This is a genomic window from Citrobacter sp. Cpo142 (assembly GCF_030332425.1).
GTDB lineage: Bacteria > Pseudomonadota > Gammaproteobacteria > Enterobacterales > Enterobacteriaceae > Citrobacter > Citrobacter portucalensis.
This window is the reverse complement of sequence record NZ_JAOWHW010000097.1, coordinates 34,556-51,993: the sequence shown is the minus strand read 5'-3', so window position 1 is coordinate 51,993 and position 17,438 is coordinate 34,556. Positions and strand designations below refer to the sequence as shown.

The 17,438-nt window shown below is 52.7% G+C and carries 16 protein-coding genes; all 16 read right to left on the bottom strand.

Annotation, left to right across the window (positions count from 1 at the left end; translation table 11 throughout):
* Position 1 precedes the first annotated feature (1 nt).
* Positions 2-1,396, bottom strand: coding sequence for an undecaprenyl-phosphate glucose phosphotransferase (gene wcaJ / locus OGY18_RS05360; RefSeq protein WP_126317720.1), 1,395 nt, complete (start codon positions 1,394-1,396; stop codon positions 2-4).
* Positions 1,397-1,450: 54 nt separating this feature from the next.
* Positions 1,451-2,821 (bottom strand): colanic acid biosynthesis phosphomannomutase CpsG, encoded by a 1,371-nt coding sequence (cpsG, locus tag OGY18_RS05355; protein ID WP_286552139.1) that lies wholly within the window; start codon positions 2,819-2,821, stop codon positions 1,451-1,453.
* Between the two features lie 127 nt (positions 2,822-2,948).
* The gene (gene cpsB / locus OGY18_RS05350; protein ID WP_286552249.1) at positions 2,949-4,385 is read right to left on the bottom strand and encodes a mannose-1-phosphate guanyltransferase; all 1,437 of its coding nucleotides are present in this window, start codon (positions 4,383-4,385) and stop codon (positions 2,949-2,951) included.
* The gene (gene wcaI / locus OGY18_RS05345) at positions 4,385-5,611 is read right to left on the bottom strand and encodes a colanic acid biosynthesis fucosyltransferase WcaI (protein WP_069219550.1); all 1,227 of its coding nucleotides are present in this window, start codon (positions 5,609-5,611) and stop codon (positions 4,385-4,387) included. The genes cpsB and wcaI overlap by 1 nt, the downstream gene beginning before the upstream one ends.
* On the bottom strand, positions 5,608-6,087 hold the full coding sequence (locus tag OGY18_RS05340) for a GDP-mannose mannosyl hydrolase (protein ID WP_286552135.1): 480 nt from the start codon (positions 6,085-6,087) through the stop codon (positions 5,608-5,610). The genes wcaI and OGY18_RS05340 overlap by 4 nt, the downstream gene beginning before the upstream one ends.
* Positions 6,088-6,089: 2 nt before the next feature.
* Positions 6,090-7,055: a GDP-L-fucose synthase gene (gene fcl, locus OGY18_RS05335; protein ID WP_198579330.1), complete on the bottom strand. Its 966-nt coding sequence runs from the start codon at positions 7,053-7,055 to the stop codon at positions 6,090-6,092.
* 2 nt (positions 7,056-7,057) lie between these two features.
* On the bottom strand, positions 7,058-8,179 hold the full coding sequence (gene gmd, locus OGY18_RS05330) for a GDP-mannose 4,6-dehydratase (protein WP_003036748.1): 1,122 nt from the start codon (positions 8,177-8,179) through the stop codon (positions 7,058-7,060).
* Positions 8,180-8,203: 24 nt separating this feature from the next.
* Positions 8,204-8,758 (bottom strand): colanic acid biosynthesis acetyltransferase WcaF, encoded by a 555-nt coding sequence (wcaF, locus tag OGY18_RS05325; RefSeq protein ID WP_286552131.1) that lies wholly within the window; start codon positions 8,756-8,758, stop codon positions 8,204-8,206.
* A gap of 9 nt (positions 8,759-8,767) precedes the next feature.
* Positions 8,768-9,514 (bottom strand): colanic acid biosynthesis glycosyltransferase WcaE, encoded by a 747-nt coding sequence (gene wcaE / locus OGY18_RS05320; protein WP_149281544.1) that lies wholly within the window; start codon positions 9,512-9,514, stop codon positions 8,768-8,770.
* Positions 9,515-9,519: 5 nt separating this feature from the next.
* Complete coding sequence (wcaD, locus tag OGY18_RS05315) at positions 9,520-10,737, bottom strand: colanic acid polymerase WcaD (protein ID WP_125112559.1); 1,218 nt, start codon at positions 10,735-10,737, stop codon at positions 9,520-9,522.
* Positions 10,712-11,929: a colanic acid biosynthesis glycosyltransferase WcaC gene (gene wcaC, locus OGY18_RS05310; protein WP_286552130.1), complete on the bottom strand. Its 1,218-nt coding sequence runs from the start codon at positions 11,927-11,929 to the stop codon at positions 10,712-10,714. Before wcaC ends, wcaD begins: the two co-directional genes overlap by 26 nt.
* Positions 11,926-12,414: a colanic acid biosynthesis acetyltransferase WcaB gene (gene wcaB / locus OGY18_RS05305; protein ID WP_069219544.1), complete on the bottom strand. Its 489-nt coding sequence runs from the start codon at positions 12,412-12,414 to the stop codon at positions 11,926-11,928. The genes wcaC and wcaB overlap by 4 nt, the downstream gene beginning before the upstream one ends.
* 2 nt (positions 12,415-12,416) lie before the next feature.
* Positions 12,417-13,259 carry a colanic acid biosynthesis glycosyltransferase WcaA gene (wcaA, locus tag OGY18_RS05300; RefSeq protein WP_000206145.1) on the bottom strand — a complete coding sequence of 281 codons (843 nt, stop codon included), beginning with the start codon at positions 13,257-13,259 and terminating at the stop codon, positions 12,417-12,419.
* Positions 13,260-13,331: 72 nt separating this feature from the next.
* Positions 13,332-15,494 carry a tyrosine-protein kinase Wzc gene (gene wzc, locus OGY18_RS05295; RefSeq protein ID WP_286552126.1) on the bottom strand — a complete coding sequence of 721 codons (2,163 nt, stop codon included), beginning with the start codon at positions 15,492-15,494 and terminating at the stop codon, positions 13,332-13,334.
* Entirely contained in the window at positions 15,491-15,940 is a 450-nt protein-coding gene (gene wzb, locus OGY18_RS05290; RefSeq protein WP_148361772.1) for a low molecular weight protein-tyrosine-phosphatase Wzb, read from the bottom strand. The genes wzc and wzb overlap by 4 nt, the downstream gene beginning before the upstream one ends.
* A gap of 5 nt (positions 15,941-15,945) precedes the next feature.
* Positions 15,946-17,085, bottom strand: a complete 1,140-nt coding sequence (locus OGY18_RS05285) for a polysaccharide export protein (protein WP_003834266.1) — start codon at positions 17,083-17,085, stop codon at positions 15,946-15,948.
* Between the last annotated feature and the right edge of the window lie 353 nt (positions 17,086-17,438).

The window sequence follows — 17,438 nt, the reverse complement described above, 5'->3', positions numbered from 1 at the left end:
GTTAATACGCCGCTTTGTTGACAAAGCCTTTGAATACCGTCAGAAAAACAATTTTGATATCGAACCACACGCTCCACTCGCGAATGTATTCGAGGTCAAATTCCACACGTTTTTCCATTTTTTCCAGCGTATCGGTTTCACCCCGCCAGCCGTTGATTTGCGCCCAGCCGGTAATCCCCGGTTTCACCTTATGGCGTAACATGTACCCCTCGATCAGTTGGCGATACTGTTCGTTATGCGCTACCGCATGCGGGCGTGGCCCGACGATAGACATGCCTCCGGTCAGCACGTTAATAAACTGCGGCAGTTCATCGAGCGACGTTCGGCGCAGGAAATTCCCCACAGGGGTAACGCGCGGATCGTTTTGCGTCGCCTGCGTCACCACCGCGTCGTTTTCCATCACTTTCATCGAACGAAACTTCCAGACTTTGATCGGTTTGCCGTCCATGCCATAGCGGGTCTGGCGGAAAATCACCGGCCCTTTGGAGGTCAGTTTTACCAGTAGCGCTATGCCACACAGCACCGGAGAAATAAGCAGCAGGATCAGCGAAGCCAGCACGATATCTTCCGCGCGCTTTAACAGACGATTAATCCCCGAGAGCGGCGTGTCATACAGCGGCACCACCGGAATGCCGTTCATCTCTTCAATCCGTGAATGCAGAATGTTGAAGGTAAAGACATCAGGAATAAGGATCACAGAACAGGTGGTATCGGCCAGCTCACGCACCAGTTTTTTGACGCTGGCGCCATCGCTCATCGACATGGCGATATAAACGTTATGAATGCGTGAGGCTTTGGCGTCATCCACCAGTTGTTGCAGATTACCGGCCCAGTCGCGGGAGTTTTTTCCAGGGATAGGATCGTGATAGACACCTGCTACTTCAAACCCCAGCCACGGTTCATGGCGAAAACTGTCCAGTAGCATTTGTCCGGCTGGCAGCTCACCTGCCACAGCCACCCGACGAGTGTTGTACCCGCGATTGCGCATCCATCCCGCGCCGTAGCGAATAAACGAGCGGCACAACACCAGGCCAACGCTGGATAGCAGATACCACGCCAGCCAGACGGCGAGACGGTTGTCAAAATCGTTATTAAAGGCGATCAGACCTGCGCAAAAAATCAGACTCAGCGACCAGTTTTGCAGTAACAGCACCAGCTCAGTGGAAATTTTGACACCACGCCAGGAGCGATAAAAATCCGTTATGCCACCGAGCATCTGAAAAACGACCAGCGTGATCAGCGCCACCAGCAGGTGCATGTACAGGAAAGGCAAACCGCTTAATTCGCAGATTACCCACAACCCGCCAAACATGATGGTGATATCTGAAAAGCGTTGCACCATCGAAATTAACGACGCATTGGTTTTGGCGCGTTCGCGCTTTTTTAGATGTGTCATCGTGGTTCCTGTTAGTCACCCTTTGCCCAGCATCGGGCAAAGGAAGCACCAGCATTACTGATTCAGTAACGCCAGAAGAGTGCGCGTTCGCGCTTCCATCAACGGAATATCTCCGCGCGATTCCACGTTCAGGCGCACCACCGGTTCGGTATTGGATGAGCGTAAATTAAAGCGCCAGTCGACAAACGACATGCTGATACCGTCCGTTCTGTCCACCGACAACGCCTCACGGGAAAAATGCTGCTCCACGCGCGCAATCGCCGCCGTCGGCTCTGCCAGCGTACTGTTTATTTCTCCGCTCGCCGGGTAGGCCACCATCCGGTCGCGGACCAGTTCGCCCAGCGACTGCCCTTTCAGAGACAGCAGCTCCGCCACCAGCAGCCACGGGATCATTCCGCTGTCGCAATAGGCAAAATCGCGGAAATAGTGGTGCGCGCTCATTTCACCGCCATAAATGGCATCTTCACGGCGCATCCGCTCTTTGATAAACGCGTGCCCGGTTTTAGACATCACCGGTTTACCGCCTGCCGCAGTCACCACATCCACGGTGTTCCAGGACAGGCGTGGGTCGTGGATAATTTTCGCCCCCGGATTCTTCTCCAGAAACGCTTCCGCCAGCAGGCCGACAATGTAGTAACCCTCAATGAACTGACCTTTTTCATCGAACAGGAAGCAGCGGTCAAAATCACCGTCGAAGGCAATCCCCATATCCGCGCCGTGTTCAATCACTGCATTGCGCGTGTCGGCCCGGCATTCCGGCAGCAGAGGATTGGGAATACCGTTGGGGAAGTTGCCATCCGGCGTGTTGTGGATTTTGATGAACTCGACCGGCACGTCCAGCGCCTTAAAACGGGCTTCAATGGCGTCAACCACCGGACCTGCCGCGCCGTTGCCGGAATTGAGCACCAGCTTCATCGGTTTCAGGTTGGCGGGATTGATGTAACCCAGCAGGTGGTCAATGTAGGCATCACGGGTAGTAATGCGCTGGTAGCGGCCACGTTTTGTCTCATCAACCGCCGGGAAGTCATTGGCTTGCGCCAGGCACTGCACGTCGCGCAGACCGGTATCACCGCTGATGGGCCGTGCCCCTTCCCGCACCAGCTTCATGCCGTTGTAATCCATCGGATTATGGCTGGCGGTCACTTCAATACCGCCGTCAATGCCCAGGTGGAAAGTGGCAAAATAAATCTCTTCGGTGCCCGACATACCAATATCCAGCACATCCACGCCCGAATCCTGCAGTCCTTTCGCCAGCGCCAGCTTCAGCGTCTCACTGGTCAGGCGCACATCGCCACCGAGGACAATGGTTTTTGGCTTCAGTAACTCACCGTAAGCGCGGCCAATACGCCACGCGATATCTTCATTCAGCTCTTCGCCCAGCCTGCCGCGAATATCGTAGGCTTTGAAACAGGTTAATTTCGTCATGATTTACCCTTCTTCAGGCAACAGTTAGCCCTCTCCTGACTGGAGATATTTTTCAAAAAATGACTAACCGTTCGTTTGTAGGCCGGATAAGGCGTACACGCCGCCATCCGGCAACGATGATGTTGTGTTAAGCGCGCCCGTATCTGTCCGCAAACCGCACCACATCATCCTCATCGAGATAAGATCCGGAGCGCACTTCAATCAGATCGAGCGGGATTTTCCCCGGGTTCTCCAGGCAATGGGTCGCCCCCAGCGGAATATAGACAGACTCGTTTTCAGCGAGCAGTTTGATATCATCATTGATTGTCACCTTCGCGGTACCAGCCACCACAACCCAGTGTTCAGCCCGGTGATGATGCATCTGCACGGACAATCCCTCTCCGGGTTTAACGGTAATTCGCTTCACCTGGTAACGGTCTCCGGCATCAATAGAGTCGTACTTGCCCCATGGACGATAAACTTCACGGTGAATATGGTGTTCATGGCGTCCGTCAGCTTTAATTTGCTCCACCACTTTTTTGACGTCCTGCACCGCGTTGCGATCGGCTATCAGCACCGCATCTTTGGTCTGCACCACCACCAGATCCTTCACCCCGACGGTCGTCACCAGGCCAGACTCGGCATACACGTAGCTGTTTTCCGTTTTATGGCTAATGACGTCACCATGATGCACATTGCCTTCAGCGGTATGGGCGCTGATTTCCCACAATGATGACCAGGAGCCAACATCGCTCCAGCCTGCGTTCATGGGCATAACCACCGCATCGGCCGTACGTTCCATTACCGCATAGTCCACAGACTCTTCCGGGCAGGCGAGAAACGCCTGTTCATCAACGCGGATAAAATCAAGATCGGGGTCAACCGTACTCATGGCGTTTTCGCAGGCCTCAAGAATGTCGGGGCGATATTTTTTCAGTTCTTCCAGATAGCGCCCGGCCCGGAACAGAAACATGCCGCTGTTCCAGTAGTAGTCGCCGCTCGCCACGTAAGCCTGCGCGGTTTCCAGATTGGGCTTTTCAACAAACTGCGCCACCTGAAAAGCCACGGCGTCGGTATTGGATGGCGAAACCTCGCCGCGACGTATATAACCATAGCCGGTCTCCGGATGGTCCGGCACGATGCCAAACGTCACCAGCTTACCCGCGCTGGCATAGGGCATTGCATTGCGAACCGCCTCGCGAAATGCCTCCTCGTCGGCAATCATGTGATCGGCCGCCAATACCAACAGCAGCGGATCTTCCCCCGGACTTTGACATTTTGCCGCCAGCGCGGCCAGTGCTATCGCCGGTGCCGTATTGCGCCCGGCGGGTTCGAGAATAATATTCTCAGTCAGCTTGTGCAGTTGTCGTAGCTGTTCCGCCACAATGAAACGGTGTTGTTCATTACAGATAACCACCGGGCTTTCGCACTCCACGCCGTTCAGACGACAAATCGTTGTCTGCAGCATGGTGAGGTCGCCTTTCAGACACAGGAACTGCTTTGGATACAACACGCGGGACAGAGGCCATAAACGGCTACCCGAGCCACCGGCCATCACCACCGGAAAGAGTTTGGTTTGACTCATCATGTACCCCGAATATCTGCAATAAATTGGCTCAGCACGTTTTCTTTATCCAACGTGCGTTCGGCATACTCACGTGCCACCGTGTTCACTTTTGGCATGGTTAACGCCTGTTGAATCCCGCCAACCAGCGCATTCATTGATTCAGGTTCGACACACACCGCGATGCCTGGGTGAGCGTCACACAGCTGACCCAACTCGGTCTCAGGTTCGGCGGTAATCACCGCGTTACCGCCAACGGCGAGGATATTGGTCAGTTTGGAGGGCAATACGGCATCCGCCGCACCGCGCTTTTGTACCACCAGATGGCAGTCCGCCATCTTGAGCAGCGCAGGCAGCGCGTCATAAGATTGCAGCGGAAAGAACATCACATTGTTCAGGCCGCGTTCACTAGACATACTCTCCAGCCGCGCTTTCCCCCCGCCCTGCCCGACAATCACAAACAGCCAGGGCTGTTCGCTCAACAGGGCCGCTGCGTCGATCACACTCTCCAGCCCTTGCTTTTCACCGATATTGCCTGAGTAGAGAATGATTTTTTTATCATCAGGCAAGCCCAGTTGCTGGCGCAACGCCAGAGCATCGGCATCGTTCACATCACGAAAACGCGCTACTTCTGACCAGTTCGGAAAGAAAATGACCTTCTGTGCATCAACGCCCTTCTCCTGCGCTTTATTCATCATTGAGCGAGAAATGGTCGAAATATGATCCATATTCAACAGCCCACTGCGCTCAAAGGCGCTGGCCAGTTTTGCCACCGCGCCACGCTTGCCTTTGCCCGCCATGCCAAGCCCCAGCATGGCATCGACTTCGTAATCCTGAATATGCAGCAGCGTGCGCGCCCCGGACAGCTTCGCCAGCAGGCGCATGCCCGGCGTACAAAACAGCGTCGGCACTACCCCAATGATGCGATCCGGCTTCCAGCGGCGCTGCGCCAGCAACGGGAAGAAACTGCTCAGGGCAAAACTGCCTAAATGCAGCACGCGCTTGAGCGTAGAAGGCTGCTCAGGTACATACAGCGGGCAACGCCAGACGATGGCATCGCCTTCTTCACGACGGTAGCGCCAGGATGAGTAGCGACCGTTGACCTTCCACTGCGGATAATAAGGCGGCGCAGTGATCACCCGTACGTCATGCCCCTGTTGCGCCATCCACTCCACCATTTCACCGGTGTATTTACCGATACCGGTCAACTCCGGCGAATAGTTGATGCCATACACAAGGATCTTCATAGCCCGGGTACTCCGGCCTGACTCTTCTCACGGAAGTAAGCCCGGCTGTTGTCGTGCACATGGTCACTGGTCAGAATCTCTTCAATTGCCAGCCAGCGGTACGCGTCATGTTGAACGTCAGGCAGTTGTAGGTCGTTTTCCGACACCCGCAGACGAAATCCCAGCACGATGTAATGCGTTGAGAAATCTTCCCCGGAAAAGTTGTCGTCATAGAAGTGCTGCCAGACCCCGTAAAACTCTGCAGCGGACAGCGGTAAACGTAACCCCAGCTCAGCTTCAGTCAGCCGCTCAAAGGCTGCGCGCAGCGGTTCATCTTTTTGCACCCGACCACCGGGCACGAACCAATACCCCTGCGCCGGACGATTGAGGCGCTTGCCAAGCAGAAATTCGCCGTGGGCGTTTTCCACGATCAAATCGATGGAAATCAGCGGGGTTGAACGTACAACGGTGGCAAAATCCTCATGACGTAAAAACATGCTTACCCCCGGTAACGCTGCTGGTTTTCAAGGAACCACTGATATGTACTGGCAAGCCCCGCTTCCAGAGATATCTCGTGATACCAGCCCAACTGATGCAGACGCGTAACGTCGAGCAATTTGCGCGGCGTGCCGTCCGGTTTGCTGGCGTCAAACACCACGCGCCCCTTGTAACCCACAACCTGCGCGATGGTCTGGGCCAGTTCACGGATGGTGCAGTCCACACCGGTGCCCACGTTGATATGCGACAGCATTGGTTGGGTATATTCCTGCAACACTTCCTGAGCCAGCTCCATCACGTGGATACTGGCCGCCGCCATATCGTCGACATGCAGAAATTCACGCATTGGCGTCCCGCTTCCCCACACCACCACATCCGGCGTATTTTGCTCGCGAGCCTCATGAAAGCGGCGCAGCAGCGCCGGGATCACATGCGAATTACTCGGATGAAAGTTGTCATGCGGTCCGTACAGATTGGTCGGCATCACCGAGCGATAATCACGGCCATACTGTCGGTTATACGATTCGCACAGCTTGATACCGGCAATTTTGGCAATCGCATACGGCTCATTGGTCGGTTCAAGTGTCCCCTGCAACAGTTCACTTTCGGCGATTGGCTGGGTAGCTTGCTTGGGATAAATACAGGATGACCCGAGGAACAACAGTTTATTCACGTTATGCAGATGCGCTGCATGAGTAATGTTGCTCTCAATCATCATATTTTCATAAATAAAATCAGCAGGATAAGTATTGTTCGCCACAATCCCCCCTACTTTTGCCGCCGCCAGATAAACCTGATCAATGTGTTCAGTGGCGAAGAACGCCTGCACCGCACCGGCGTCCAGCAGATTAAGCTGGTCGCGGGTACGCAGCACCAGCTCTACGTTATTTCGCTGCGACAATTGTCTGACGATGGCGGCCCCCACCATCCCGCGATGGCCCGCCACAAAAATACGTTGTGTCTTCATCCTTAGTACTCCAGCGCGATAGCGACCTCGTAACCGTGCGACTTGAGCAGGGAATGTTTCTTCGCCGCATCAAGATCGTTGGCAACCATTTCCGAGATCATCTGGCGCAGTGTGATTTCCGGTTTCCAGCCCAGTTTTTCATGGGCTTTGGCCGGATCGCCCAGCAGCGTTTCCACCTCAGCCGGACGGAAGTAGCGCGGATCAACGGCAATCATGACATCCCCGGGTTTCACCCCCGGCGCATCGTGTCCGGTCACAGAAACCACGATGCCTTTCTCATTCACGCCCTCACCTTCAAAGCGCAATTTAATCCCCAGCTGAGCGGCCGCCATTTCTACAAACTGGCGCACGGAATACTGCACGCCGGTGGCAATCACGAAATCTTCCGGCTTATCCTGCTGCAGCATCATCCACTGCATCCTGACGTAATCTTTGGCATGCCCCCAATCGCGCAGTGAATCCATGTTGCCCAGGTACAAGCAAGACTCCAGCCCCTGAGCGATGTTGGCGATCGCCCGGGTAATTTTGCGAGTAACAAAGGTTTCGCCGCGGCGCGGAGACTCGTGGTTGAACAGAATGCCGTTACAGGCATACATCCCGTAAGACTCGCGGTAGTTGACGGTTATCCAGTAGGCATACAGCTTGGCAACGGCATACGGCGAGCGCGGATAGAACGGCGTGCTCTCTTTCTGCGGGATTTCCTGTACCAGACCGTACAGTTCAGAGGTAGACGCCTGGTAGAAACGGGTCTTCTTCTCCAGACCAAGGAAGCGGATCGCCTCCAGCAAACGCAAGGTGCCGATCGCATCAACGTCTGCGGTGTATTCCGGTGAATCAAACGACACCGCAACGTGGCTCATGGCACCCAGGTTATAGACTTCATCCGGTTGGACTTCCTGTAAAATACGGGTCAGGTTGGAGGAGTCGGTCAAATCGCCATAGTGCAGATGAAATTTGGGATTGCCTGAATGCGGATCCTGATAGATGTGGTCCACACGTTCGGTGTTGAATGATGAAGCGCGACGCTTAATACCGTGTACTTCGTACCCTTTTTCCAGCAGGAGTTCTGCCAGGTAAGAACCATCCTGCCCGGTTACGCCAGTAATGAGAGCGACTTTTGACATGTTATAACCTCTTCAGTGATCCCCTCAGGGAGTAACTTTCTCGACGCGTTCGCGCGTGACTACTGCGGGATTTCCCCGACAAATGACATTTGCTGGCAGCGATTTAAATACGCTGCTTCGTGCTCCGACGACGGTGCCATTGCCAATCGTCACGCCAGGCGCGACAAAGACATCTGTCGCCAACCAGCATTTAGCGCCAACCACAATCGGCGTGGCGTTAATATCAAAATGTTGACTGGCATAATCATGACTCCCGGTGCATAAATAACTTTTTTGCGAAATAACCGCGTGGGCGCCAATCGTAATATCACCTAACGTATATAAAACCGCGTCGTCACCCACCCAGGCATAATCTCCCAGGGTTAATTTCCACGGATAAGTAATTCTTACTGAAGGCCGAATGACTACGTTTTTTCCTATTTTTGCGCCAAACATTCGTAATAAAAATGCACGCCAGCGATACATGACCTGTGGAGACCAGCGAAATAATGTTGCTTGCACTGCCCACCATAATTGCACTTTAATAGCGCCACCGCCGCGAAAACCTCCAGGCACTTCAAATCCGCTTAAATCTTGCATACTATGCCCTTACGTTTTCCCATATAAGGTTTTAGTTTTACCAGTTGTGCGCAGACGTAAATATTCTGACAATCCGGTCCAAAAACCTGGCATGTGTAATATCTGGCGCTGTACTTTTTTGGCATCCCGACACAATTCCAGATTATTCGTCGTTGACACTCCGCCCATGGAAAACTCCGATACCAACCCGCTCAGCTTTTTAAAAGCGTAACCGGACTTGTATAATTGGGCTGCCAACGCGTAATCAGACGATATTTTATATTGCAAATCATAATGCCAGACATTCAGTCCTGAGAGCGGAAAGAATATCGCCTGATGGCTGGCGGGCAGGCTGTGATAAATATACCAACCTGGTTTTGCCCGGCGCTTAATTTTGTTGCCATTGCCGAAATCCAGCAACGCATCGCCAATGACCATGGTTTGGTCGCTCTGCGTTTTTAACTGGCGGATAAAATGTGCCGCATCCGCATGCAGAATATCCCCGGAGTTGAGGAACAGCGCGAACCGCCCGCGCGCCATCGCGATACCTTTGTTCATCGCATCATAGATGCCGTTATCCGGCTCGCTAACAAACCGTAACCGGTGTTCCCCACTGAGCCCTTCAAGAAACGCCGGCGTACCATCCGAGGAGCCGCCATCAACAACAATCCACTCAAAACTGATATCACCCGCTTGCGCCAGATGTGCCAGCGATGCGTGAGTTTTGGCGATCCCTTCCAGATTGCGAAAGGCGACGGTAATGATACTGAGCAGCATGTGAGTTACCTCGCGATATTCAGCGCCTTGCGCAATATAAACGGACACACAATTAAAAATGCGTATTCCGGACTAAATACTGAACCTGTAAAAAACAGGGACAACGGTGTAAAAAGATAAAGCTGCACCCGATAATTCTGATTATCGCCAAACGCATTGATCATCATTTTCATGACCTTCCCCATGTACCACAGGGCTAATATCACCGCGAACCATGAAAAATAAATAATCAGCAGATACAAACCATTGTCTATTGTTTTACCGACATCTGCACCGTTAAAAATTCCGAATGACGCGACGTATTCATAAAGTGAGCCAAATCTCACTACGCCATCAACATTCAGTAATGAATAACCGACCATCACCAATGGTCCTACGATACGATAATACGATGACGAACCTTCAGTTCCTAAATCACCAAGCCGCGTTGCGATGTACGGAAAAGCAAATATCACCCCAACTAAAAACACGCTTAATGAGATTATCGCCAGCGGTAGCTTCTTTTTTATCGCATCCTTATTCAGGTACTGGAACGCCCACTCCAGGAGATAAAACAAAATAAACGTCATTACCCCTGAAAAAGATCCTGATAATATTACCCCTGCCAGAATCATAGCATCGGACTTAGGTGTTTTGATACCAAACTGTTTGATACTGAGCCAAATTGAGATTAACGCCAGAGCGAAGAATGCCGGTTCGAAATAGAGTGCGGTGGTACGTTTCCCACCAAACTTAATAAAGTTCAGAACATAGCTGTTACTGTAAATAAGATATTTCGAAATAACTTCCATTAAACTGCTGCCGCCGCTGAGAATTATCTGTGCCATTTCAACCGCAGCTAACCCCACCACCAGCCCCACCACCAGCCAGAAAAAACGCAAAATCTTAATATAGTTATGCGGTGAAATGGTTTTGAAGCGAATACTCCACACCATGCCAATAATCACCACGGTATAAACAAACAGCATCGCTGACGTTACGTACTTGCTGGCATCCAGTGATTGACCGAACAGGTAGTTAAACGCCGTCAGCCCGCCCCCCACGCCCAGTGCGATCATTAATTTTTTGATATTGATGCGCTCGACAAACAGCAACAGCAGAACGGGCAAGAACGTGACGATGGTTATCGGGAAGCTCTCGCCAAGCTGGGCAAGTTTGACGTTAACCAGCAGATAAAGCAGCGGTAGCACCAGATAGCTACAGATTCTGATAGAACGAGACATATTCCTCCAGCATCTGTTGCCCACTGTATGCCACCCGACTGCGCTGGCTGAACGCGGTAAGGGACGTGTCAAATACCGCCTGCGCAATGTCTGATTTTTTCAGCTGCACCAGCTGCAATACATCCGCTTCGCTGAACGTTTTGCCGCCTGATTTAGCCAGCACTTCCTGCGCGGCATCGCTGTGTGTAGCAATTACCGGTACGCCGATGGAAAGTGCTTCGCACAGAATCAGCGGGTAGTTATCGACACGGGAGCTGAACACCAGTCCATCCATCTGGTTAAGCGCACTCATCAACGTGCGCTTATCGCTCTCAAAACCGTGGTTGATGACGTTATCTCCCGCAAATGGCGAAAATTTGCCGAAGGTATGCAGCTCAATTTTGTCCCCAAGCGCGGCAATCGCTCGCACCAGTTGTTGACTGGTTTTGCCGTCATAGCGCAGGTCATGAGCCACCACGGCAATTTTCGGCCGGCCGCTCTCCGCAGGCATCGCGGGCAGTTCGCCAAGAATGGCTTCAGTTGCCACATCAATGCCATTATTGATAATACGGCAGCGTCCCACGCCATACAGACTGTTGAATGCGTCGGCCACATGCTGACTGGGTGAGATAAACTGGCAGCCCAGCGCCAGCATGGCGCGAAACATCTGCCGCTTGCCGGGCAACTGCTGATGGGCTTTATCGATTTTTACCGGCGGATAGTTGCTGAGCGTCGGGCATTTCTGGCAGCCCGTTTTCCAGCCTTCGCAGCCATCGGTAAAGGCACAGCGCCCGGTCACGCTCCAGTGATCGTGCAGCGTCCAGACGAAGGTGATATCCGGTTTATGCGCCTTCACTTTTTGGCAAAAGGTCACCACCTCTTCCAGGTTCAACCAGTAACTGTGCAACACATGAAAATGCAGTACCAGTGGGCCGCTGGTGCGGGTAACTTCACGATATAACTTGTTGAGATTGCCAAACATGTCGCGGTTCGCGAAACGAAACAGCGCAATGTTCGCCGCCGACGTCAGGCGCGGCGTATATTTGATAACCTGCGGGAAATTCGCATGACTGGCGCTTTTTTTACCGCCTTTGCCATATCCATAGACAAAACGCGACGAAAGCCCTTTTTCCAGCGACCTCAGATGCAAATCTAACGCCACGCCTGCCGCCCCACCTTCTGCGAGTCGGACATTAAACTGTAATATCTTCATTTTATTACCTTCACCCGTGCCTTCTCGCCCACGACCAGCGTATTGTCCGGGACGCTATCCACCACAACGCTCCCGGCGCCAATCGTCACGTTATCGCCAATAGCAACGTCGCCGAGCAGGGTGACATTGGCCCCCAACTCAACGCCGTTACCGATGACCGGACAGGATGGATCGTTGGCACCAAGATTGCCGATAGTGACGCCGTGGCGTAGGGTAAAATCATCCCCCGCCACCACGTGTTTATTGATAACCACCCCATAGCCATGATGGATGGTGAAACGACGACCAATTGATGCAGCAGCCTGAATTTCATAGCCAAACAGGCACTCGGTGATAAAGCGATACATCACCAGCACCGGGGCGGCCCACAGGTTGTTTATGATGTTTTTTTTACGCCAGACGGAGCAAAAATGGGCAATCCGATAGGCCGCCACCATGCAGCAGGGGCGCAGACTCCAACCGTTCGCGCGTAAATCTTCCAGCATAATTAGCGTCCTCGCAGTCCGTCGGCCAGACGCTTACTGTTGCGAACAGAAAGCAGCGTCAGCAGCGTGCGCCAGTTCATCCGTTTGTTGCGGATCTGATAGAGGGTAAACAACTGATATTTCTTGCTGGCCCGGTCAAATTTGCCTTTGTGCTTGCGGTAAAACTGAAAGTAGCCGGAGAATTTATTCGGCGATGAGGTAATACGCATCTCACCGTGATTCACATGCAGGATCTGCGTCGCCTCTTTGACCTTCCACGGTTTGCCATACGCCACCACCATGCGCAGGAAGATGTCGTAATCCTGCGCCGCTTTCAGCGTGGTATCGAACAGGCATGCTTTAAACCGCCATGCCCAGGTAAATACCTGATTACCAATGATGTTGCGCTTATAAAACCTGCGGCGTGAATAAACGGACTTCGGATAGAGCGGCAGACTGGTCGGCTGCGAATACACTTCGCCCTCACAGACATAGTCATTGGCATACAGAAACGCCCGTGTGACCAGTTGATGCCGATACTGCAGGAACACGCTCAGGCGGTTCGGCGTCCATTCATCATCATCATCAATCCCCGTAATGTATTGCCCGTTGGCCTGCATAATGGCCTGATTACGCACCGCACAGGCCCCGGAGTTGGTGGAATTATGTGTATACGACACGCGCGGATCGTTGAGTTCCTCAACAAACTGCTGCAACTGCTCATATGAGGAAGAGCAATCATCCACAATGATCATCTCCCAGTGAGGGTAGTCCTGGCGCAACACCGATTTAATCGCCCGAATGGCCAGCTGCTGGCGGTTCCAGGTTGGCATATAAATTGAAATTAGCGGGTTTTCTGTCGTCATTTTCGTTTCCGGATAGATACGCTTTTGTAGGCCGGATAAGGCGTTTTTGCCGCATCCGGCAGGGTTGGTGATTTATTTCGCATCCGACGTGTATTCGTATTCGTAGTAGCCGTAATCCTGATACCCGCTGGCACGACGGAAGATCGAGTTGAGGATCACCCCTTTCACCTGAATGCCATTTTGCTCGAAGCGACTCAGGCTGGTTTCCACCTCTTTCAGCGTGTTGACCGCATAACGCGCCACCATCAGCGTGGTGCCGACATGACGGCCAACAATCGCCGCATCGGTCACCGCCAGAATTGGTGGAGTGTCAATCAGCACCAGGTCATAGTGCGAGCTGGCCCAGGCAATCAGTTCGCCGAAACGCTCGCTCATCAGCAGCTCGGAAGGATTGGGAGGGATTTGACCGCGAGGGATCAGATCAAAATGCGGAATCGATGTCGGTTTGGCGCTGGATGAGATATCCCCTTTGCCGATGAGGATCTCAGACAGGCCGTTGTCGTTATTGGTCCCCAGCAGTTCGTGGGTATAGCCTTTGCGCATATCGCAGTCGATCAACAGCACGCGTTTATTGGTCTGGCTGATGACTGCCGCCAGGTTGGCGCAGACAAACGTTTTGCCAATCGACGGGCTGACGCCGGTCAGCATCAATACGTTGTTACGCGCCTGCATCATGGCAAAGTGCAGGCTGGTACGCAGGCTGCGGACCGCTTCTATGGCGAGATCGGTTGGATTACCCACGGCCAACAGCTGGCTTTGCTTGTAGCGTTTCACACCTTTAATGGTCTGAACGTTATCACGTGCTTTTTGCCATTCGGACAGCGGAATACTGGCATACACGCTGATACCATGCTCTTCCAGTGCCTGCGGGCGTTCAATACTGCGATTAAACAGAGAACGCAGCAGTACGCCCACCACGGAAAGCATCAAACCGAGAATGATACTGCCGAGAATAATCAGCGCCGTTTTCGGCTTCAGCACGCCAGGCTGGGCAATCGCGGGATCGACAATGCGCACATCGCCAACCGTACTGGCCTCGGTAATCTTCAGTTCCTGTTGCTTGTTCAGCAACTGCATATAGACCTGCTGACCGGACTCCACATCACGCGTCAGACGAACAATTTCCTGCTGCGTTTTCGGCATCGCCGTTACGCGCCCGTTCAGCTTACTTTTCTCATCTTCCAGCGCCTGGCGTTTTTCCAGCAGCGTGCGGTACGCCGGATGCGCTTTGGTGAACAGCTTGGAAATCTCCGCTTCTTTGAAGGTCAGTTCATTCAACTGCGCATCGATATTCACCATCGAATCCAGCACCGCTTTGGCTTCCAGCGGCAAATCCACGGAGTCTTTATCCTGACGAAAGGCGTTCAGCTTGTTTTCAGCAACGTCCAGCCGATTACGCACCTCAGGCAGTTGCTTTGCCAGAAACGCCAGACTTTTGGCGGCCTCTTCGGATTTACGTTCCACATTTTGTTGCAGATAGTTGCGGGTAATACTGTCGAGGATCTGGCGGATTTGCTCGCGGTCTTCGCCGGTAAAGGTCAGGCTTAATACGCCGGTATCTTTGCCTGTTTCCGCTACCATCAGATTATTTTGCAGGGTGTTTATCATGCCCAGCGTGGAGAATTTGCTGACGGTAAATTGGCTCTCCGGGCTGGCATGAATTGCCTCAACCAGCATCGTCACGCCATCGTGTTCCAACACCTTGCCGACTTGCCCCCGGGCGCTAAAACCCCCGTCACTCACCAGTTGATAGCTTGTGTCATTCAGCACATTGAGCGTGAAGGTCTGTTCATTCATTGCCTTTGGCAGCATGAAGGTCGTCACGTTAACCGTTTCGTTCTGACGCCCCATCAGCCGATCCCAGCCCGCGCCAAAAATGGGGAACGTATCTTTGGTAACGGCGATATCAAGGTTGAGATCGTCTACCGTTTTCCCTAATACCAGTCGTGACTGAATGAGCTGAATTTCCGCTTCTGAGGCCGGAGGTTTGTTCGACAACGCCGAGCCAATATCCTGCACCAGTGAATTTCCGGTATTTTGCTCAATTTGCACCAGCGCGTCCGCACTGTAGATGGGTGTGGCGAACAACGTGTAGACCGCGGCACACAATGCAAAAGCCGTGGTAATGCCAAGAACCCACCAGCGGGCTTCCACCACCGTTGCGACCAAACGACCAATATCGATTTCATCATTGCCCGTTACCGGCGCAGCAGACTGTTTTACTTTTTCTGTCATTGTTTTCCCTGCTCTGCGTTCAGTGCCTGAGCCCATTGGCGGGCAGACCGTTCAAGTAATGCGTACACCGCGTCAAACGCATCACGGCTTTTACGATACGGATCGGGAATTTCGCGCTCGCTGTCCCAGTGCCCAAAAAGCATCACTTTGCCGCGCATCTCCGGCACCATTTCACACAGGGCAGAGATATGGCGCTTTTCCATGGTCAGGATCAGGTCATACTCCCGGCACATTCGTCCCGTGATCTGCCGGGCACAATGATTATCCAAGGACAAGTTGTGCGCCTGCGCCACGCTAATGGCGCACGGATCCGCGCCTTTCCCCACCAACGCCCCAAGACCGGCAGAAGAGACCGTTAACGCCGGATGAAATTGCCTTAACAAGCGCTCTGCCGTCGGGGAACGGCAAATGTTCCCCACACAGACAACTAAGATTTTGTTAAACATGATGATTACCAGTTGTGAAGGTCGCTGGCCGTGTCCGTCATATAGCGAACACCGCTAATAGTCGGCAGCAACTGATTGATCAAACGGTTCCAGCGAGCAACCGGCGCGGTAGTGACGTACACCACATCGTATGGCTGAAGTCGGAATGATGTTGCCATCACCAGCGACGTCGCATCGGACATATCAAGCTGATAGATATTGGCGATCTTGCCGTTGTTCCCGCCCTCGCCTTTCAATGGTCGAATAACGAAAATGCCGCTGGCGTTGGAGGTGGTCAGGTCAATACCTTCGGCATTGCCCAGCGCTTCGGTAAGCGTCATGCCGCTGAAGTCCATTTTGAGGGTGCTCTGTTTTTTCACTTCCCCCATTACGAAGACTTTCAGATCGTCATTACGCGGAACAAACAGAATGTCGCCAGGATAGAGCAGACGGTTCTGGCTCAGGTCGCCATTTTGCATCAGCGCTTGCAGTGAAATACGTTGCTCCTGCCCTTTATGAGTCAGCACAACGTTGCGCCAGTCTGCTGCCTCGGTGAGACCACCAGCGGCGTTAATGGCATCGAGAACGGTAAGCGGCACGTTGGTGATGGCCTGCTGGCCGGATTTGTTCACCTGCCCGGAGACATAGGCCTTCTGCGAGCGGAAAGCGGCGATATTAACGTCCACCTGCGGGTCAGCAATGTACTTCGCTAAGCGCCCGGTAATATCACTACGAATCTCTGCCAACGTTTTCCCTACCACGCTGACTTTGCCGATGTAGGGGTAAAACATGGTGCCATCAGGCTGCACCCAGTTGCCGGTATCGCTTGAGCTACGGTACTGCCCGGCTGGCGTGGTGAGTTCAGGATGGTCCCAGACGGTCACATTCAGGACATCCCCCGGGCCGACCCGGTACTGATATCCGGAAATCTCCTGGTCCAGCGACATATTAGGCTGTGCAACATTTGGTCGAGGACGTAATTGTTCGACCAGCCGTGGCGTGAGTGGATAAACATTCACCATGCGATCGATATCAAAATCAGCGTCCTGCTGTTTAATCACATCTTTGCCCATCGTAGACATATTGCTGCCCGGAAGCACGGTACAACCGTTTATCAAGATCACCGATACCAATACTGGCATCAATTTAAGTTTGGATTTCATCATTGATTATTTATCACTTTGGCAGAGTATTTATCACATGCAATCTAAATAGCGACTTCGCCTGTACGTATTTACCTTGCCGTTAATTGAAAGGGAATTTAACTGGCATCAGTCCTAAAAAAATGTATTCATCTGCGGTCTCTTGACAGAATAATTTAGGCTTGTTTCAGGCGACCAGACACGCTACCGCCCCTGGCTTCACTAGCTACCAATGCACTGATTAATTTAGATTTTTATCTTCTCCTTTATTTTCATCACTTTTACAGCGTTAACGCATCGGGAATGGCGTCACTGATTGATGAGGAAATATTTATCTTTTGATTATTACCGCAAGAATTGTTGCAGCTATGCGAATA

Bases quoted from the DNA above. Each gene is read 5' to 3' on its own strand.
- wcaJ (WP_126317720.1), bottom strand. From the start codon at position 1,396: ATGACACATCTAAAAAAGCGCGAACGCGCCAAAACCAATGCGTCGTTA.
- cpsG (WP_286552139.1), bottom strand. From the start codon at position 2,821: ATGACGAAATTAACCTGTTTCAAAGCCTACGATATTCGCGGCAGGCTG.
- cpsB (WP_286552249.1), bottom strand. From the start codon at position 4,385: ATGAGTCAAACCAAACTCTTTCCGGTGGTGATGGCCGGTGGCTCGGGT.
- wcaI (WP_069219550.1), bottom strand. From the start codon at position 5,611: ATGAAGATCCTTGTGTATGGCATCAACTATTCGCCGGAGTTGACCGGT.
- OGY18_RS05340 (WP_286552135.1), bottom strand. From the start codon at position 6,087: ATGTTTTTACGTCATGAGGATTTTGCCACCGTTGTACGTTCAACCCCG.
- fcl (WP_198579330.1), bottom strand. From the start codon at position 7,055: ATGAAGACACAACGTATTTTTGTGGCGGGCCATCGCGGGATGGTGGGG.
- gmd (WP_003036748.1), bottom strand. From the start codon at position 8,179: ATGTCAAAAGTCGCTCTCATTACTGGCGTAACCGGGCAGGATGGTTCT.
- wcaF (WP_286552131.1), bottom strand. From the start codon at position 8,758: ATGCAAGATTTAAGCGGATTTGAAGTGCCTGGAGGTTTTCGCGGCGGT.
- wcaE (WP_149281544.1), bottom strand. From the start codon at position 9,514: ATGCTGCTCAGTATCATTACCGTCGCCTTTCGCAATCTGGAAGGGATC.
- wcaD (WP_125112559.1), bottom strand. From the start codon at position 10,737: ATGTCTCGTTCTATCAGAATCTGTAGCTATCTGGTGCTACCGCTGCTT.
- wcaC (WP_286552130.1), bottom strand. From the start codon at position 11,929: ATGAAGATATTACAGTTTAATGTCCGACTCGCAGAAGGTGGGGCGGCA.
- wcaB (WP_069219544.1), bottom strand. From the start codon at position 12,414: ATGCTGGAAGATTTACGCGCGAACGGTTGGAGTCTGCGCCCCTGCTGC.
- wcaA (WP_000206145.1), bottom strand. From the start codon at position 13,259: ATGACGACAGAAAACCCGCTAATTTCAATTTATATGCCAACCTGGAAC.
- wzc (WP_286552126.1), bottom strand. From the start codon at position 15,494: ATGACAGAAAAAGTAAAACAGTCTGCTGCGCCGGTAACGGGCAATGAT.
- wzb (WP_148361772.1), bottom strand. From the start codon at position 15,940: ATGTTTAACAAAATCTTAGTTGTCTGTGTGGGGAACATTTGCCGTTCC.
- OGY18_RS05285 (WP_003834266.1), bottom strand. From the start codon at position 17,085: ATGATGAAATCCAAACTTAAATTGATGCCAGTATTGGTATCGGTGATC.